Genomic DNA, 16913 nt, shown 5'->3' with positions numbered 1-16913 from the left:
AACAAGTTTTAATGACAACTTACTTGCTCTTGATGCCAGTGTTTGTATGCGGGTAATGACATAGTTAATAACAAAATAACACCACCTGTACCTATCATAACCACACTCGCGTAAGGAGCAGAAAAGTGAGTTTGTTGTAATAAGCCTGTCAATAAAGCTGCTCCACTCATTTGAATGCAACCTAGTAATGCACTAGCCGTTCCAGCTCTTTCACCAAAGGAACTTAACGCCATTGATGTCGCTGGGCCCAATAACAAAGCGAAACCAACGCACAGTAACAGCATAGGTAACATAAAATATATCCCTGCTAATAATGCACTTTCAACGGGTATTTGTTGCATAACCACTTGCGTCGCCGCTGACAATATAAACAGCCATAATGCAACTACCACTGTTTGATGATTACCTAATTGTTTAATTACTTTAGGTGCAATAAAACATGCTGCGATATTAATCAGAGCATTAAAACCAAACAAATAACTAAAGGTTAATTCACTAAGCTGTAAATGTTTAATTATCCAACTTGGTGCATAAGAAACATAGGTTAAAATGCTGGCCATTCCAATCATGCAAGTCAATGCATAAAACACGAATTGGCTGTTAGCTAAAATAGGTTGATAACGAGCCCAGCGATATAACGCGGCATGATTATTTTTATGATCTGGACGGGTTTCAGGCAACCTAAAAGCAACAATAAACAAAACTAAAATAGCAAATAAGGTCATGAAAATAAACGTAGAGCGCCAGCCAAAATGCAAAGCAAGAAAACCACCTAGTGTCGGTGCTAACGCAGGAATAACACAAATAACGCCGTTCAAATAGCTATAATAGTGAGCACTTTGCTGTGCGTTAAAACGATCTCGTACTGCACTAAAAACAACAATTGACGTTGCACATGCAGCAATTCCCTGTAGCACACGCGCTAATTGTAAATATTCAAACTCCACCACCGATGCTGCAAATAAACTACTCGCAATATATAAACAAATCCCTAATAAGGCGATAGGTCGACGCCCAAAGCGATCAGCTAATGGGCCGATAAGAATCTGACCAATCCCCATGGCTAAAATAAATAACACTAATGTTGATTGAACTTGCGTGTCAGAAACAGAAAACTCTAACGCCATTTCGGGCATTGATGGCAAATAAATATCGATGGCCAATGGGCTTAACACCACCATCATCATTAAAATAGGTAACAACTTACGGGTCATAACAATCTCTTTTTTTGAAAGAACAGGTTTGGCTGAATTACGATAATAAAGTGACGTTAGTTGAGTCATGTTTTATAGAATAAGACTCAATGATAGTCAGTAAATAACAACGCGAGTTTAAATCAGCTATGATATGAACAGAAGTGACATTAATTCAGATCTTAGTTTCCCCGTGGGAATATCTAGCAATATCTAGGAATATCTATGAACATCGATAAACTAATGCGTATCGACTTAAATTTATTAGTCGTTTTACAAGTTTTATTAGAAGAAGAAAGCGTTACACGCGCAGCAGTTCGTTTAAACCTAAGTCAATCAGCATTAAGTAAAAGCCTCACCCGTTTAAGAACAAGCTTACAAGACCCATTATTTACACGTACCGCACATGGTTTAAAACCAACTACACATGCTTTACAACTACAACAAACACTACCGAATCTATTACAGGGCTTATATCAGTTAACACAAGCACCAAGCTTTGACCCTGCTAGCAGTGACAGACATTTTTCCATCAGTATGTTAGAAAGTGCCTATGCAACATTATTACCATCATTTATCGCTCCTTTATTCCAACAAGCTAGCAACCTTCATTTAGATTTTTTAAATTGGGGCGACAATTCATTACAAGGTTTACAGCAAGGAAAAGTAGACTTTGCTATTACTGGAATTGATTTTTATGACGACCAACGTTTAAAAACACAAAATTTACCGAATGATATTTCACACAACATCTTGTTTCACGATCAACAAACTTGCTTAGTCAATGAACACCATCCAGCGTTAGCTTTACTAGAAAAGGGACAATGGGATCTTAACCATTATTTGCAATTTGACCATCTACAAGCTTGCTGTGAGGGTAATAATTTATGGGCTTTAGATTATTTTTTAGAAAAGCAAAGTAAACAACGAAACATTATATGTACCTTACCTGACTTTTATGGGGCAGCGAGTGTCTGCGCACACAGTAATTTAATTTTCACTTTACCGTCAAGTTTTGTGAACCACGCTCAAAAGCTTTATTCCTTAAAGCAAATACCTTTACCTTTTGAGTTTTATGACATGGCCTATGCATTATTATGGCATCAACGAAATACAGATGAACCAGGACATAAATGGGTAAGAGAAATGATTTGTGGTAGCGTCGCAAATGCCTTTAAAAAATAAGGTTAAACTAATAGCAGATTTATTAAATTAAAAGTAATAAAAAAGCGCTTCAATGAAGCGCCTCTTTTATTCGTGAGATTAAATAAAAATTAATAATTAACTTTTTCAATCCAACCAAATTTATCTTCACGTAAACCGTACTGAATACCCGTTAATTCATCGTATAAGTTACGAGAAACAGTCCCTGCTTTATTATCATTAATAAAGTAATCTTCATCTTTCCAACATAGTTGGCCAACAGGAGAAATAACGGCTGCAGTCCCACAACCAAACGCTTCAGTAATTTTGCCGCTTTTAATGTCAGCTAAAATATCTTCAATAGCAATTTGCTCTTCCGATACTGTGTAACCTAATGTTGGAGCAAGTTGTAAAATTGAGTCACGAGTAATACCAGGTAAAATACTACCGCTTAGTTTAGGTGTCACAATATGATCACCATAAACAAAACAGATATTCATCGCGCCAACTTCTTCTATATATTTACCGTTGATCGCATCTAACCAAAGTACTTGAGAATACCCTCTTGCAGCGACATCTTCAGACATATATAGACTAGCAGCATAGTTACCACCAGTTTTAGCTTCGCCTACACCGCCAACCACAGCACGACGGTATTTATCAGCAACATAAACAGAGACTGGTGAAAAACCATCTTTAAAGTAAGCGCCAGCAGGACCGGTAATGATAAAGTGTAAATACTTATCACTTGCGCCTAACCCTAATTTAGCGCCTGTTGCGATCATAGTCGGGCGAATATACAACGCAGTACCATTTTTTTCAGGTACCCATTGGTTATCTATTTTTAGTAATTCCATTAATGCTTTAAGGTGAAACTCAACATCAACTTCAGGCATTACCATACGAGCTGCAGAACGGTTAAAACGTTTAAAGTTTTCACGAGGACGGAATAAGTTAATTTCGCCGCTTTCTGTACGGTACGCTTTTAAACCTTCAAAAATTTCTTGCCCATAATGTAAAACTGAAGCAGATGGGTCTAATTGCAGCATTTGATAAGGTTTAACTTCAGCATTTGTCCACTTTTGAGTCGGCTCATATGTTTGTGTAAACATATGGTCGGCAAATACTTCACCAAAACTAAATTCTGCAGGGCAAGCATTGCGGTCAGCAACTGCTAGCGGTTTGATATCAATTGACATGTAAATCCCTTATGTATCTGAATGCTTTAACAAGCACAAATATTCTGCGTGTGTATGGGCGAGCAATAGATTTTAAAAAATAATCTACAATACATCCACAATTCTTTTACAAAAAAACCACAATTAATCCAGATTATTGAATAAACAGTGACCATATTCGATTTTAATTCATGAAAAATAAGCTCGTTTTATTTTTCAGTTTTATTTTAAACAAGACAACTTTTAATATAAGCAGCTAAATACGTAATACTTGATTCAATATGCTGCTGATGTGTAAAGCCACTTTTGACTCTAGGTTTAAAGTCATGATCGCCATCTTCTAACCAACACCATTGAAATGTTACAGGTAAAGAATAACTGATGACTTCATTTTGGTCGCCAAGTTTATCACGTGAACCTTGAATAATAGCAATAGGTTGTTTAATTACAGCTAAATGTTCTGTACGTAATTTTTCAGGTTTTCCCTGTGGGTGAAAAGGATAACCTAAACAAGCAATTCCTTTAACCTGTTTTAGCTGTTCAGGAGAATATTCAGTGGCTAAGAGAGTAGCCATACGTCCTCCCATTGACTTTCCTCCTATCACCATTGGCTGATCAAGTGTTTGTACAACCTCTAAAAATTGTTTAATTAACTGAGGCGCTCGCTCAGGAGGTCGGCGACTTCCTGTGTCTACGCGCTGCTGCATATAGTTAAAATTAAAGCGGGCAACTCGAATACCTTGTTCAGCCAAGCCAACACTTACCTTTTCCATAAAGTCTGACGTTAGTGGTGCGCCTGCGCCATGGGAAAAAACAAATAAAGGACCGTTTTCAGGTCCATTAAAAATAAGCTTCATATTACTCTCAAGCTAATATATAAAGAGTCATAATGCGATTATGTCGATAAATCGTCAAGTGAAGAAGCCGATGAATTAAGATAACTTATTAGTTACAATCAAATTAAATAAATGAAGATAGGGATTGAGGAACAATGTTTAAAAAATCAACTTCAACAATAGAGCCATCTCATTTATCCCAGGTTACATTATTACAAGATGTAGCGATAAGAACCTACCAAGAAACTTTTTCTGATACTAATAGTGAGGCTTTACTGCAGCAGTATTATAAAGAGTCGCTCAATATAGAGAAATTATCTGCACAACTTCAAAATACAAACAGTGAATTTTATTTTCTTTATGTCACTTCTAATACATCAGAAAGCATATCTGAAAGTGAAGCTAAAAATACAGACGCTAAGCTAGCTGGTTTTTTGAAATTAAACGTCGATGATGCACAAACAGATATATTTGATGCAAAGGCATTGGAGGTCGAAAAAATTTATATACTTAAAGACTTTTTATCACAAGGTTTAGGTAAAAAATTAATCTCATTCGCTATTGAGCGAGCAATTGAACAGAACAAAAAATACTTATGGCTAGGTGTTTGGGAACATAACTTCCCTGCATTAAATTTTTACTACAAAATGGGCTTTGAACAATTTGGTGAGCATGATTTTAATATGGGTGGAGATATCCAAACAGATTTATTGTTAAAAAGGCACCTGTAAAGCACCTGTTTAAACCAATAAATTGCTTAGTTTAAATAATGGGTTATAACGCTAAGAATAACGCACTGGTTTTAGCGGCCATAATAAAATCATTTTGATGTAACCCTTTAATATTATGACTCCACCATTGAACAGTTACCATCCCGTATTCAACAACGATCAGCGGATGGTGATTGACTGATTCTGCTAGCTCAGCAACTTGATTAGTAAACTTTAATGAGTTTTTATAACGCTTAGTTACAAATGCACAGGATAGTTTTTCTACCCCTTTATCTTTTACCAAAGACCAATCATTAAATTGCGTTTTTAACTGCACAAGTAACTCTGAAATATCACCTTCTGCTAATGGTTGTTTTGCTGCACTCGCATCGCATGCACTACATGTTTGTTCAGTTAACAATATCATTATAATTACCTATTTTTATATTTTGGATTTATGATCATCGATCTACTCTGGTTATTTACAAAAAATAATCACTCTGCTGATGCTTGTAAATGGAAGTATGCCGGCTTGGTTGAAATACGCATATCATCAATGTGCTTACCTACAGTAAAATGATATAGACTCTGCCACTCTTGATCTTTTAATCCTAATAAATCATGAACAAGATCGTCAAAGAAACACCCAATACCAGTGCCTCGATAACCATCACTTTCAGCGGCTAAATATAATGCTTGCCCAATCATACCTGTTTCCCAAAATAACAAAGGATATTGGCTTGCCGAACGGGTTAGGTTATCTTCAAATTTAGTTAACATCCCTAAGCTATAGGTACTGTCTGCTGCTATATCTTGCTCACAACTTACTGCCTTAGCTATTTTTCTATAATCACCTTTTTTTAATAAATATAAAGGCTGATTTTCTATTGTTTGTGACCATTCAAAATCACTATGCATTGCTGACTTTAATGCATTTAAATGAGATGGATTACGCAACCAAAGATATAACCCCGAGTTTATCCCTTCAACATGATGAACAAATAGCATTAAATGAGTTTGGGCTGGTTGTGGCAGGAGAGAAAATAGAATATTTTTCTCTGGTAATGTTTTTTGTAATTGAGAGACAAAAGTATCAATAGACATCGTACTCGCGATCGCATCAAAACTCTGCGCACTTCGACGTTGATGAATAAGTGCTTGTGCGTTTTGTTCAATTAAAGAGGAATCAGTTTGCTCACCATGATTTTTTACAGAAAGAGATTTTTCAGAAAGATCTGATGAAGAAGGTGTTGTCTCAGCGGTTAAAAAAGTAAGATCCTGTTGATGAGTCGCATTAAAAACATCATCAATAATCGACCAATCTTGATGTGACTGGCTTAATTGATTAGCAGGATCAACATACATTATCTCCGGCAAGTCGTTTAACCAGACTTTAACTTCTTCTAGGCTTTTGACTTTTTCTGGGTTTTTAACCTCTTCTATACGAGCGTTGCCACAACTCACCCAACAAACACAATCAACATATTCAACTTCTTCTGCTATGGAGCCTAATTGATTAAGTCCTAATATTGATTGAAGTTTTGTATTCGAAACATTATCAAGCACTTCAACTTGCCAGTTATTTAAGTTTGCAGCAATATTTAAGGCAGCAAGAGCATGACCTAAATCATGTTGGCAATAGCGGTAGGCGCGCTCTCCATACTTCCACGCTTCACGCCAAGCAATACTGGTTAATACCAGTGCAAAACCTTGTTTTTTAATAAATAATTCACTAGAGGATTCTGGCAGTAAAGCGCGATTCTCTAATGAATTAATATACGGATTATAATGAACGCTATACGCCTTTTTATTCTCTGAACTTAAGTTACTTTCGGTCTCAATCTCAAGATCAGGCAACAGTAAATAGCACTCTGTCGGATGTAAATTGCCACTCGATGGATTAACACGTAATGCCCATTCTGTGCCGTTATAATATTTCCATGCAGATAACCCTAAACTGTTCTGTAATAATGCAGCAATACTTTCAAGACAAATAGCTTTTGCAGGTTTAGTAGATCGTTCAGTTAGATAACCAGCAGAGGAGTTATCTAACTCATCCTTTAATAGTGACGGTAATGGTAAACGAATTTTTTCAGCACCTTGATATAAACGATAAGGTAGCGGCTGATTCGCCCAATCCATATAACCAGCAGATCGTGCATATGCGCCTGGTCTATGCTTAGTTTGTTGATGATAGTTTTTAATGATGTTTAATGCAGAAGCAGACATAGCAATATCACTTTTATGATGAGTTAATAACGGAGTAGTTAGTTGATGGTAAGGATGTCATTAACTAACTGTCATTAACAGAAAATCAATAATTGGTTTTATTGTACGCAACTAAGGTTTATTAAATGAAACATTAACAAACCTTAAAGCTCATAACATGTTGATTAATGACTATTCTGGATTAACAGAAAGTTTCGTTCTAATAAAATCACTATGATTAACATAAATTAATGCTGCAACTTTACGTATTAATGCTTCTTCCATTTTATCTAAGTGCCCATCCGCATAAGCGATTTCCCACATTGCTTTAATTAGGTCAATACGAGCTTCACTGTCTAAATCACCTAATTGAGAAGTAAAATCAAAGACTGAATTACTGATAGTTATTTCTTGCATCCCTACTTTCAACAACTCAGCTGCTTTTTCTTTATCAATATCAACCAACTTTTCTAACGTATTAATAATTGCAATTTCTTCTTCTTTAGAAGCGTTTTCATCTGCAACACAGACTTCGCAAAGTAAACAAACAATCGCTAATGTACTATCAAACTTAGGGCTTTCTTCGGGAATTAACGTATTCAATAATCGCTTAATTTTTGTAATCATGTCGTGACCTACCTAAATAAAAAATGTTTAAAAATAAATGTAGTGAAAATAACACTATCATAAAGTTTAGTTGTAACTAAAAGGGAAGGAATATATTTGTTAAAAAAATGATATTAATATGCATTAAGAATGAGTAAGTTGATGGTATGAAACGACTTGATTTCGGCCATTATCTTTAGCTTTATATAAAGCGACATCAGCCTGCTCAAGTAATTCTTTTAGGGTTTCATTTTTAGCCATATTATGACTAATACCAATACTTCCAGAGCACTCGACAAAGTCTCCTTGTGAAGTGGTCAAAGTAACCCTTTCAATAGTACTTCTAACATGTTCAGCGATGACTTCTGCAGATTTAGGGCCACAACGAGGTAATATAATAGCAAACTCCTCTCCACCAATACGTGCACAAAGCTTATTTTCAGGCCCCACATTTTGTAAAGCATTGCTAACAATGATCAAGCATTCATCACCTACAGCATGCCCATATTTATCATTAATATTTTTAAAATAATCTAAATCGATGAGCAGCAAACTATAGGATTTATTTTCTTTATTCTTTTTTGTTAATAACTTTTCACCTTCTTGAAAAAAGAACCGACGGTTATTTAATCCCGTTAACATATCCGTAGAGGCTTGCTTAATAAGCCCCAATTCATGCTTCTCAATTTGTTTACTAAATAAAGTCAGCGCCAATATAATAGCGAACATATCAACTAAAAAAGCCGATTGGGACAATAAATGATTCGCAGCTTCACTAAATACATGTAACGGATTTTCATTAAGGGTATTTTCACAATATAAAAATAATGATGCGGCTACCAAACTTAAAGTAGTTTTAAGCTTTTTTTCTTTTAATTCAAATAATAATAACGCGCCAATAGGCACTAAGAAATAATAAAAATGAAAGCCACTTTCTTGAGTAAAAAAGAGATTACCACACACAAATAAATGCAGCATAATCAAGGAAAAATACCAAGTTTTAGCTGCTTTATGATGGTGTTGATAACTAAAAAAAAGTGAGAGGAAGTAACCACTGGTCAAAACAAGGTTGAACAAAGCAACCAAAGGTTCATTTAATACGTACATATAACTAACGGAATAAACTATCGCAATCAAGATGGTCAAAAGAACGAGCATATTTAGCATTCGAGTCTTTTGTACAGCGCTTGAATGTTCATTTTTAGTGCCAAGTGCCACAATAGATGAGAAAAGATCAAACATAATATTAAGCACTCTTAGGCATAAAAATCAGGCAAACATTTAGCAATAAAACCGTAATAACTTATCGTTTTTTATTCACCATCCGACATACGCTCTAGGCGATCTAATTCCTCTTCACGTGCAGCATTTATTTCATGTAAAACAGTATCAACGTCAGCACTGATTTCTGAATCGATAAATTTCCCTGTTAATACTGTTTTAGGGGTTAATTCACCCGTTTCAAATATGGCCCAAATCTCATCACCATAACGAGTAGACGCAAGGCTAGGAGCAAACTGTGAGTAATATTGAGTCATATTATTGACATCGCGTAGTAACATTTTCTTTGCATTGTTATTACCAGCAGCATCAACTGCTTGTGGTAAATCAATGATCACGGGACCTTCCTCATCAACTAATACGTTAAATTCAGATAAATCCCCATGAATAACACCAACACTTAACATGCGCACGACATAATCCATTACTTTCGCGTGATCAATTAGCGCTTTTTCTTCTGGCATAGTGACATCATTTAAACGTGGTGCAGCAAAGCCATCAGCATCAGTAATGAGTTCCATAATCAAAACACCACCAAAACATCCAAAAGGCGTTGGTACTCTTATACCTGCATCTGCAAATTTATATAAAGCATCAACTTCAGTACTTTGCCAAATTTCTTCTTGTTGCTCACGACCAAATTTAGAACCTTTTTGCATTGCTCTAGCATTTCGGCCATTACGGACCTTTCGTCCTTCATTATACAAAACAGCATTTTTAAAACTACGCTTGCTAGCTTCTTTATAAACCTTTGCACAACGTACTTCATCGCCACATTGAACAACATAAACCGTTGCTTCCTTGCCGCTCATTAATTGTCGTAAAACACTATCTACAATGCCATCGTCAACTAATGGCTGGATTCTTTTAGGTATTTTCATTTATATAATTAAGTTTTCTAATATTTGGTTGAAATAGCTGAATGCTAAGTAAATTTGTAAGCTGATTTAACAGAAACAATGATAGGCCATAATACTATAGTTAGGTAAATAGATAAGCATTGTTTCTTTTTTATTCAACTATAGTCATTAAAAATAAATTTAAGTTCATTTGAAATAGACCAAGTATATTTTTAAATCATTCATTTATGCCGTATTAGTTCATTTTATGATGTTGAACGGTATTTTATGTATTTAAATAATCATCTAGTAAAAGATCAAAATCTTACTGCTTTTTTTTACTGCCAAAAACGTTAACCAACGCTCCTAAAATGATCAATATGCCGCCTATTAATGTCCAAAAAGAAGGAACTTCATTAAAGATAATCACACCTAATATAGTTGAGAATATAATTTGAACATAAGAAAAAGCACTGACTTTAGCGGCAACTTCACTTTGCATCGCTTTGGTTAAACCGACCTGTCCCATCTGGGTAAATATCCCCACAAATAACAATAATATTAGCGCTTCTGTATCAGGCATCACAAAATTATCGCCTAACAAAATAATGGATAACGGTAATGCAATCAGAGGAAAATAAAAGATAATCACCGAACTATCTTCGCATTTACTTAATCGTTTTACGATCACATATGCGGTACCACTGCCTAATGCCCCCAATAAAGCAATAAAAACACTAAACCAAGGTAGTACAACTTCACTATTAAGCGATAGATTCGGTTTAACCATCGCAAACAAGCCTAACAGACACAATAAAATACAAATCAAGGTTGAACGTTGAATTCTTTCTTTTAAAAATAAAAACGCCAAAATAGCAGTAAATACAGGATAGAGATACTGTAATAACGTTGCTTCTACTAAAGGTAATGTTGTCACCGCGTAATACACACACAGCAAAGCAAGTGTTCCAACAACTCCACGGGCTATTAATAGAACTTTATTGTTTCCCCATATCGGTATTTTTTTTCTTTTAATATCAACATAACTAATGATTAATGATACTAAACCACGTGCAGCAACAATTTCAAAAACAGGAATATTGTGAGTACTGACTAATTTCACACAAGCCGTCATTAATGCAAAAGAAAATGCAGATAACAGCATAAATCGTAAACTAATAGGTATCGACAGGAAAAATTTTTGAAACATACTGACACTAATTTGATTAAGAACAATAGAAGTTTAGTTTATCGTATTCTTATCGTTACTAGCTATTTATTTGAGCTTTTAATTTCAATATGATGGGCCTAAATTATAGTCAAAAATCATCATGTACAGCACTAATAAACAACAACAACAACAACAACAACCAGTATTTTTAACATTTAAACATGCTCGATTTAAAGTAGAGCTTTCACTATACCAATTACATTAAATAAGTGTTCTAAATTTTGCGCAATAAAAATGGCTTAGCTTAAGGCATAAGTTAAGGCCTTTCGAAGATTAACTTCGTTAATCGTCTGTCGGAGAATTAACTAAAAGAGTTTAATGCTTTAATGGTTGCTCCCTTTACGAAACTTATAACGAAACAATCAGTTATTTTAAGCAGCAAAATAGATCTGTTAATTTGTGTGATTGGTATTAAAAACGGAAATACAAAGATGAATAAATACATAGTACTATTGTGTACAACAGTAACACTACTGCCTTTTTCAATAGCTAATGCGCAACATAATGAACATCAAGTATCTGATCAAGTAATACAGGCACAACGACTTGAACTTAAAAGTAATACTCAAGATAAAGACTTTGGGCCACAATCACCTCGTAACATTGACCATATAGCAGGTACAAACCCTCAATCTTTTAGCATTGCACCTCTTTATACAAAAATGAATTTATGTAACATTCACTTCCATAAAAATGCAGAACATAAAGGAGGTGAGTTCACACAATATGCAGGTAATGGAGACGGTAAAGGAAATAATAGTGGTTATAAATATTCAGGAACATTAACTGAAGCAGAACTTACACCAACCAGTGAAAAAATTGGAGAAAGTGAACATAGTAATTTAATACCAGGCGATACTATTGAAGTGCATTACGTACACTCAACAGCAAACGTTAAACCTGGACCTACGTTAGCCTCTTGTTTAACAGATACAACAAAAACACCTTTACTACGTGTAGAGACGCAGGTTTACGTATTAGTAAATGACCCTCATGCACTCGATTTTATAGCATTAACAGCGAATGCAGAAAAAGAAGGTTACCAACAGGCATTACACATTCCTGATAATTCAGGCAATGCGATTCAATACAGAGGTTCAACAACAGGACCAAGTTATAATGAAGTGGGATCTCCTTATCAGGTGACTTGGAACGTTCGTCCCGAGGTACTTAAGGTTGACATAAATACAGTTGGTAGATGGTTACAAGGTAATATATATGATGAAAATCATGCTCATGGAGTAAGGAATTTAGTGATTAATCCGACATTATTATCTGCAAATTAAAAATTGTTACTGAAAGTTCACCTATGCAATTTATTATAGAAAGTTCACTTTAAGAAACACAAAGCAACTTCTTTAGGTGATACAGCTAAGTTTTTAAATTTCATCATTCATTTAGAACGATAGCGATAGGTCATGGATCGCTATCGTCCAAACTATAAAACAGATATCGCCTTTTATACCCGTTACCCTTCAAGGTGCAAAATTCAGTAAGCAGTGAAGTGAACAAACAATGAAAGTGTTTACTTCACCGCTTGCCCTCTAAGTCACTAGTTTGAAAACCAACTCTACATTGCAACCTTCGACAATGACTAGTCATTGTCATCATGTTACGCCTTATACCAATCACACTAATTAACTGATCTATTTTACTTGTTAAAATAACTTATTTCTTCGTTGTAAATTTCGTAAAGGGAACAGCCATTTAGCTCAATTTACGCCTTAAACTAAGTCATTTTTCCTGCACAAAATTTAGATCACTTATTTAATGTAATCGGTATTAATTTAGAGTCGAAACTAACGACTGACCAAAGTACCTTGAACGGTAACGGACATAAGCGAGAAAACTTAGTTATTAGGTAATACAGGCGTTAATTTACTTAAAAACTCGACTAATGACTCAGCGAGTACTGACTCTTGTTTCTTACCCAAGGTTTCTAGTTGTATTTGCCCTGTTTCATTCAAAATTGAAATAACTTGCATCTCATCGCTACAAGTAGCGATAAACATCGATGCAGGTTTTTTAAGGCGTTTTTGCATCATAAAATGCGCAATCATATTTTCTTGTAAAATTAAAAAATCCTGCTCATTCCATACTTGAATGAGTTCAATAGGATGGCCTTCAAATTCACAAGCGATGTGCTCACTGTAAGCACTACAAAATAAATCTTCAATAGAAGGATGTAATGTAACTTCAAGTGCTTCCTCAATGTTATTTAAGGTTACTTTTTTATCTCGTACGAGGGCTTTCCAGGTGATCTTTTGATCGACAACATCGCCGACTTGGCATGGAGAAATCCACTCTGCGTCAAATGCTTGAGTAGGTAAAGTCTGATGTGTTGATTGCCACAATTGTTGATGACGTTGGTACAAAGCAAATAGCTCAATTTGGATATCTGTATTCATAGCTCGAATAATTCTTCTATTTAGTTACAATACTCCATATTGTAACGATTCAGGCACTGTTGTCTTGTATTTATAACAAACCTTGCCTTTTAAAAATGAGAAACACCATGTCAGATTCAAGTTTATACAGCCAAAACGATGCTTTAAAAAACCTATCATTGGGTAAAGTCACGGAATATAAATGTCATTATGATAATTCGTTATTACAGGCTGTACCTCGCAGTTTAAACCGTAACGAACTAGGATTAGAGGCAACTTCGTTGCCTTTCTATGGTGTCGATTTATGGAATATTTATGAGCTTTCTTGGTTAAATAAAAAAGGAAAGCCTGTTGTTGCAACTGGCGTGATAAAAGTCCCATTCGATAGTGAATTTTTAATTGAATCAAAATCTTTCAAATTATATTTAAATAGCTTTAATCAAAGTCATTTTGATTCAGTTGAAGCTGTACAGGAAGTATTAACTAAAGATCTTAGCGCTTGTGCAACCAAACCAGTTGAAGTAACGCTCAATGCAACATTGGATAAAATAACTGACACGCTAGGCACATTTACAGGCATTAACTTAGACGAGTTAGATATTGAAGTCTCCGAGTATCAACTTTCACCAGTGCTTTTAAAAGAGATTAGTTTAGCAGAAACGGTAACAGAGACTTTATACTCCCATCTGCTAAAATCAAATTGCTTGATCACCAGCCAACCAGATTGGGCAAGTGTTGAAATTAGCTATACTGGTAAACAGTTAGATCGCGAAAAGTTACTACGGTATTTAATTTCTTTCCGTCAACATAATGAATTTCATGAACAATGTGTAGAACGCATTTTTTGTGATTTAATGGCCTATGGTTCATTAACATCGTTAACGGTCTACGCAAGATATACTCGTCGAGGAGGATTAGATATTAACCCCCTACGAAGTACTTCTACATCATCAACTATTCAAAATGTGCGTTTAATAAGACAGTAATGTTATATTTGTTACAATAACGAACATTTAAATAGCAATAAGATTTAATATCTTAATAGGGTTTAAAGTATTAATGAATTTTTTTTCACGTGCACTTTTAAGTGGCTTACTACTTTCTATTAGTCATTCTGCCTCAGCCATCGGGCTAGTGGATACACTGATCCCTGCATCAATAAAAAAGAGTTATAAAACACGCCAACTTGAGCCGCTAACCTGTATAAAATCAGTCACTCAATTTATAGAAAAAGTAGCCGCATTACCGCCACCAGTAAATACTAGAAGCAGTGAAAACCTACTAACCAATAATAAAAGAGTGGTTAATAATGCTCCTACGCATTTACTAGCCTCTTGCTATATTGAATTAGAGGACTATGAGAAAAGCTTAGCGTTGTTAATGCCGCTGTTGAAAAACCCGAGCGTGACACCTGATGAAATTAGAACGTTAAACTTAATTTCGAGTGAAATACCAGAATCGGAGCGCCCACAATTAAGCAATAAAACACTCATTAATATGATGCAAAACTCACTTAAATTAATGAAAGAAGAAAAACGTAAGAACAAAAATAATTTAGATGAGATATTAAACTTATCGATTACCAAACTAGCGCTCGAGACACATCAATATCAACTTGCAAATGAATCGTTAAGTAAAGTTAAACAAAGCCTGAAAAACTCTAAAGAAACAGAGTTATTAGCTTGGTTAGCTTATTTTTATGGGCACTATTACGATCAGATAAATCAACAACAGCTATCAATAACTAACTTTCAAAATGCTAACTCAATGGCAGACAAACTAAAGCTGATTAAATTAAGCAGCTTGGTAAAAGAAAGTTTATCTAACCTATACCAACAAAAACATCGTTATAAACGTGCCATCGATTTCGCTAGTCAACGTGTAGAATTATTATTACCAACAGAAAACTACGTAGAACAGGCTGATAGCCTATTAAAATTTGCCATTTTGAAACGTCAAAATAAAGAATTTAACCAATCATTAATTTATTTATTTAATGCGATGGAATTAGTAGAGAGAAAAAATAAAACCTTACTAGCCTATATTTATTTAGAGCTGGGACGTACTTATGCCTCTATTCCTTACGATCTGCAAAAGAATACCGATCTTGCTCAGAAATATTTACAAAATGCGCGTCATCATTTTCAAAAGCTAAACAAGCTAGAACAGCAAACTGCAAGCATCTTATTACTGGCGCAGCTCAATATACGCAGTCAAGACACCGGCCTCGCTATCTTACAATTAGAGAATGTACTGACTCTTGCAAAAGATGAATTTCCAGAGTTACGTGTAAAAGCCTTTGAAATGTTAGCATTAAGTTATGAGCTTTCAGGTGACCATCAACAAGCGAATTTCCATTTTAAAAATTTCCACTCTTTACAAAATGCAATCAAAGAAAAACAGTTTGCCTTACAACAATTAAAAATTAACGAACAATTTCAATTGATTGAACAAACTCAACAACAGATACAATTAGAAACAAAAAATAATGAATTGCTATTAAAGAACAATCGCTTTAAGAATGTCGCTTATGTAGCGACTCTTTTGCTATTAGTTTCCTTTTTAATTATTTTTGCTGTTCTACGCCGCACTAAAAAATTGGTAATTTCTGAGCAAATAACACGTAAGAAACTACAATTACATCCAAGAACCAAATTGCCATCGCACCAAGTACAAGTTCAAAACAACGATCTTCAGTATCAAGGTAAACCACTTTTTTATGCATTAGTCTATGTCCCCTTCTTAAGTAACTTAAATGGTTCAAAGGGGCTATTTAGTTCAGAGAAAATTGAAACTGCTTTAGGCGAAGAGTTAAAAAATAATTTTCCAGAACATACAATGATTACTCAAGTTCGCGATAACCAATTATTATTTATTTCCGAACAAGCTCATCATGGCGAAGCTAAGAAGTTTGCACAGGAGATAGAAGTATTCTTTAAATCTTTTGCAGATACTTACTCACTTGATGGACAAGTTGCCAGTGGCGTTGTTGCTTTTCCTTTTTTACATAATGTTTCACGAGCAATTGCACCAGAAAGAATGCTTAACTTAACAAGCTTGGCATTATTTGGTGCTTGTAAAATACGAGAAACAGTAGGTGAAAGTAGCTGGTTAGAGTTATATGCAATTGAGAAAATACAACCCGCATTTTTTGACGGTGACTTATGGATACTGGGTCAAGCAGGTATAGATAAAGGAATTGTAAAGTTAAAATGTAGTCACCCAGGTACTACAATCAGTTGGCCAGAGCTAAATCGTTAATGATTTAAGTATTTAAATTTGACTTATCACGCTTGTACTT

At 34.9% G+C, this 16913-nt stretch carries 15 protein-coding genes; 5 read left to right on the top strand and 10 right to left on the bottom strand.

Features of this window, described 5'->3' with window-relative positions:
• Positions 1-8: 8 nt before the first annotated feature.
• Positions 9-1214, bottom strand: coding sequence for a multidrug effflux MFS transporter (locus tag GQR59_RS02800; protein ID WP_160060619.1), 1206 nt, complete (start codon positions 1212-1214; stop codon positions 9-11).
• Positions 1215-1418: 204 nt separating this feature from the next.
• Between GQR59_RS02800 and GQR59_RS02795 the strand changes: the two genes are divergently transcribed.
• Complete coding sequence (locus GQR59_RS02795; protein WP_160060618.1) at positions 1419-2378, top strand: LysR family transcriptional regulator; 960 nt, start codon at positions 1419-1421, stop codon at positions 2376-2378.
• An 89-nt stretch (positions 2379-2467) separates the two neighbouring features.
• Here the strand turns inward: GQR59_RS02795 and GQR59_RS02790 are convergent, their stop codons facing one another.
• Both GQR59_RS02790 and GQR59_RS02785 read right to left on the bottom strand, forming a co-directional pair.
• The gene (locus GQR59_RS02790; RefSeq protein ID WP_160060617.1) at positions 2468-3535 is read right to left on the bottom strand and encodes a branched-chain amino acid aminotransferase; all 1068 of its coding nucleotides are present in this window, start codon (positions 3533-3535) and stop codon (positions 2468-2470) included.
• Between the two features lie 206 nt (positions 3536-3741).
• Positions 3742-4371 (bottom strand): alpha/beta family hydrolase, encoded by a 630-nt coding sequence (locus GQR59_RS02785; RefSeq protein ID WP_160060616.1) that lies wholly within the window; start codon positions 4369-4371, stop codon positions 3742-3744.
• Between the two features lie 134 nt (positions 4372-4505).
• Between GQR59_RS02785 and GQR59_RS02780 the strand changes: the two genes are divergently transcribed.
• Entirely contained in the window at positions 4506-5081 is a 576-nt protein-coding gene (locus GQR59_RS02780; RefSeq protein ID WP_160060615.1) for a GNAT family N-acetyltransferase, read from the top strand.
• Between the two features lie 43 nt (positions 5082-5124).
• Here GQR59_RS02780 and GQR59_RS02775 read toward each other — a convergent pair whose 3' ends face one another.
• From GQR59_RS02775 to GQR59_RS02750, 6 genes are all read right to left on the bottom strand, one after another.
• Positions 5125-5487 carry a 4a-hydroxytetrahydrobiopterin dehydratase gene (locus GQR59_RS02775; RefSeq protein ID WP_160060614.1) on the bottom strand — a complete coding sequence of 121 codons (363 nt, stop codon included), beginning with the start codon at positions 5485-5487 and terminating at the stop codon, positions 5125-5127.
• Positions 5488-5555: 68 nt separating this feature from the next.
• Positions 5556-7289 carry a SagB/ThcOx family dehydrogenase gene (locus GQR59_RS02770; RefSeq protein ID WP_160060613.1) on the bottom strand — a complete coding sequence of 578 codons (1734 nt, stop codon included), beginning with the start codon at positions 7287-7289 and terminating at the stop codon, positions 5556-5558.
• Positions 7290-7460: 171 nt separating this feature from the next.
• Complete coding sequence (locus GQR59_RS02765) at positions 7461-7895, bottom strand: tellurite resistance TerB family protein (protein WP_160060612.1); 435 nt, start codon at positions 7893-7895, stop codon at positions 7461-7463.
• A gap of 123 nt (positions 7896-8018) precedes the next feature.
• Positions 8019-9116, bottom strand: coding sequence for a GGDEF domain-containing protein (locus GQR59_RS02760; protein WP_160060611.1), 1098 nt, complete (start codon positions 9114-9116; stop codon positions 8019-8021).
• A 71-nt stretch (positions 9117-9187) separates the two neighbouring features.
• On the bottom strand, positions 9188-10036 hold the full coding sequence (locus GQR59_RS02755; RefSeq protein WP_160060610.1) for a PA4780 family RIO1-like protein kinase: 849 nt from the start codon (positions 10034-10036) through the stop codon (positions 9188-9190).
• A 283-nt stretch (positions 10037-10319) separates the two neighbouring features.
• Positions 10320-11204, bottom strand: coding sequence for a DMT family transporter (locus GQR59_RS02750; protein WP_236546630.1), 885 nt, complete (start codon positions 11202-11204; stop codon positions 10320-10322).
• A 452-nt stretch (positions 11205-11656) separates the two neighbouring features.
• Between GQR59_RS02750 and GQR59_RS02745 the strand changes: the two genes are divergently transcribed.
• Entirely contained in the window at positions 11657-12511 is an 855-nt protein-coding gene (locus GQR59_RS02745; protein ID WP_160060609.1) for a delta-class carbonic anhydrase, read from the top strand.
• 564 nt (positions 12512-13075) lie between these two features.
• On the opposite strand, the gene syd is transcribed toward GQR59_RS02745, so the two are convergent.
• On the bottom strand, positions 13076-13633 hold the full coding sequence (gene syd / locus GQR59_RS02740; protein WP_160060608.1) for a SecY-interacting protein: 558 nt from the start codon (positions 13631-13633) through the stop codon (positions 13076-13078).
• Between the two features lie 107 nt (positions 13634-13740).
• Between syd and queF the strand changes: the two genes are divergently transcribed.
• Together queF and GQR59_RS02730 are read left to right on the top strand one after the other, a co-directional pair.
• Positions 13741-14598: an NADPH-dependent 7-cyano-7-deazaguanine reductase QueF gene (queF, locus tag GQR59_RS02735; RefSeq protein ID WP_201288004.1), complete on the top strand. Its 858-nt coding sequence runs from the start codon at positions 13741-13743 to the stop codon at positions 14596-14598.
• A 73-nt stretch (positions 14599-14671) separates the two neighbouring features.
• Positions 14672-16873, top strand: a complete 2202-nt coding sequence (locus GQR59_RS02730; protein ID WP_160060606.1) for a tetratricopeptide repeat protein — start codon at positions 14672-14674, stop codon at positions 16871-16873.
• Positions 16874-16913 lie beyond the last annotated feature (40 nt).

Source organism: Psychromonas sp. L1A2 (assembly GCF_009828855.1).
Lineage (GTDB): Bacteria > Pseudomonadota > Gammaproteobacteria > Enterobacterales > Psychromonadaceae > Psychromonas.
This window is presented reverse-complemented; position numbering and strand designations above follow the sequence as displayed.

Excerpts from the sequence above, each read along its gene's own strand:
- GQR59_RS02800 (WP_160060619.1), bottom strand. The coding sequence starts at position 1,214 with ATGACCCGTAAGTTGTTACCTATTTTAATGATGATGGTGGTGTTAAGC.
- GQR59_RS02795 (WP_160060618.1), top strand. The coding sequence starts at position 1,419 with ATGAACATCGATAAACTAATGCGTATCGACTTAAATTTATTAGTCGTT.
- GQR59_RS02790 (WP_160060617.1), bottom strand. The coding sequence starts at position 3,535 with ATGTCAATTGATATCAAACCGCTAGCAGTTGCTGACCGCAATGCTTGC.
- GQR59_RS02785 (WP_160060616.1), bottom strand. The coding sequence starts at position 4,371 with ATGAAGCTTATTTTTAATGGACCTGAAAACGGTCCTTTATTTGTTTTT.
- GQR59_RS02780 (WP_160060615.1), top strand. The coding sequence starts at position 4,506 with ATGTTTAAAAAATCAACTTCAACAATAGAGCCATCTCATTTATCCCAG.
- GQR59_RS02775 (WP_160060614.1), bottom strand. The coding sequence starts at position 5,487 with ATGATATTGTTAACTGAACAAACATGTAGTGCATGCGATGCGAGTGCA.
- GQR59_RS02770 (WP_160060613.1), bottom strand. The coding sequence starts at position 7,289 with ATGTCTGCTTCTGCATTAAACATCATTAAAAACTATCATCAACAAACT.
- GQR59_RS02765 (WP_160060612.1), bottom strand. The coding sequence starts at position 7,895 with ATGATTACAAAAATTAAGCGATTATTGAATACGTTAATTCCCGAAGAA.
- GQR59_RS02760 (WP_160060611.1), bottom strand. The coding sequence starts at position 9,116 with ATGTTTGATCTTTTCTCATCTATTGTGGCACTTGGCACTAAAAATGAA.
- GQR59_RS02755 (WP_160060610.1), bottom strand. The coding sequence starts at position 10,036 with ATGAAAATACCTAAAAGAATCCAGCCATTAGTTGACGATGGCATTGTA.
- GQR59_RS02750 (WP_236546630.1), bottom strand. The coding sequence starts at position 11,204 with ATGTTTCAAAAATTTTTCCTGTCGATACCTATTAGTTTACGATTTATG.
- GQR59_RS02745 (WP_160060609.1), top strand. The coding sequence starts at position 11,657 with ATGAATAAATACATAGTACTATTGTGTACAACAGTAACACTACTGCCT.
- syd (WP_160060608.1), bottom strand. The coding sequence starts at position 13,633 with ATGAATACAGATATCCAAATTGAGCTATTTGCTTTGTACCAACGTCAT.
- queF (WP_201288004.1), top strand. The coding sequence starts at position 13,741 with ATGTCAGATTCAAGTTTATACAGCCAAAACGATGCTTTAAAAAACCTA.
- GQR59_RS02730 (WP_160060606.1), top strand. The coding sequence starts at position 14,672 with ATGAATTTTTTTTCACGTGCACTTTTAAGTGGCTTACTACTTTCTATT.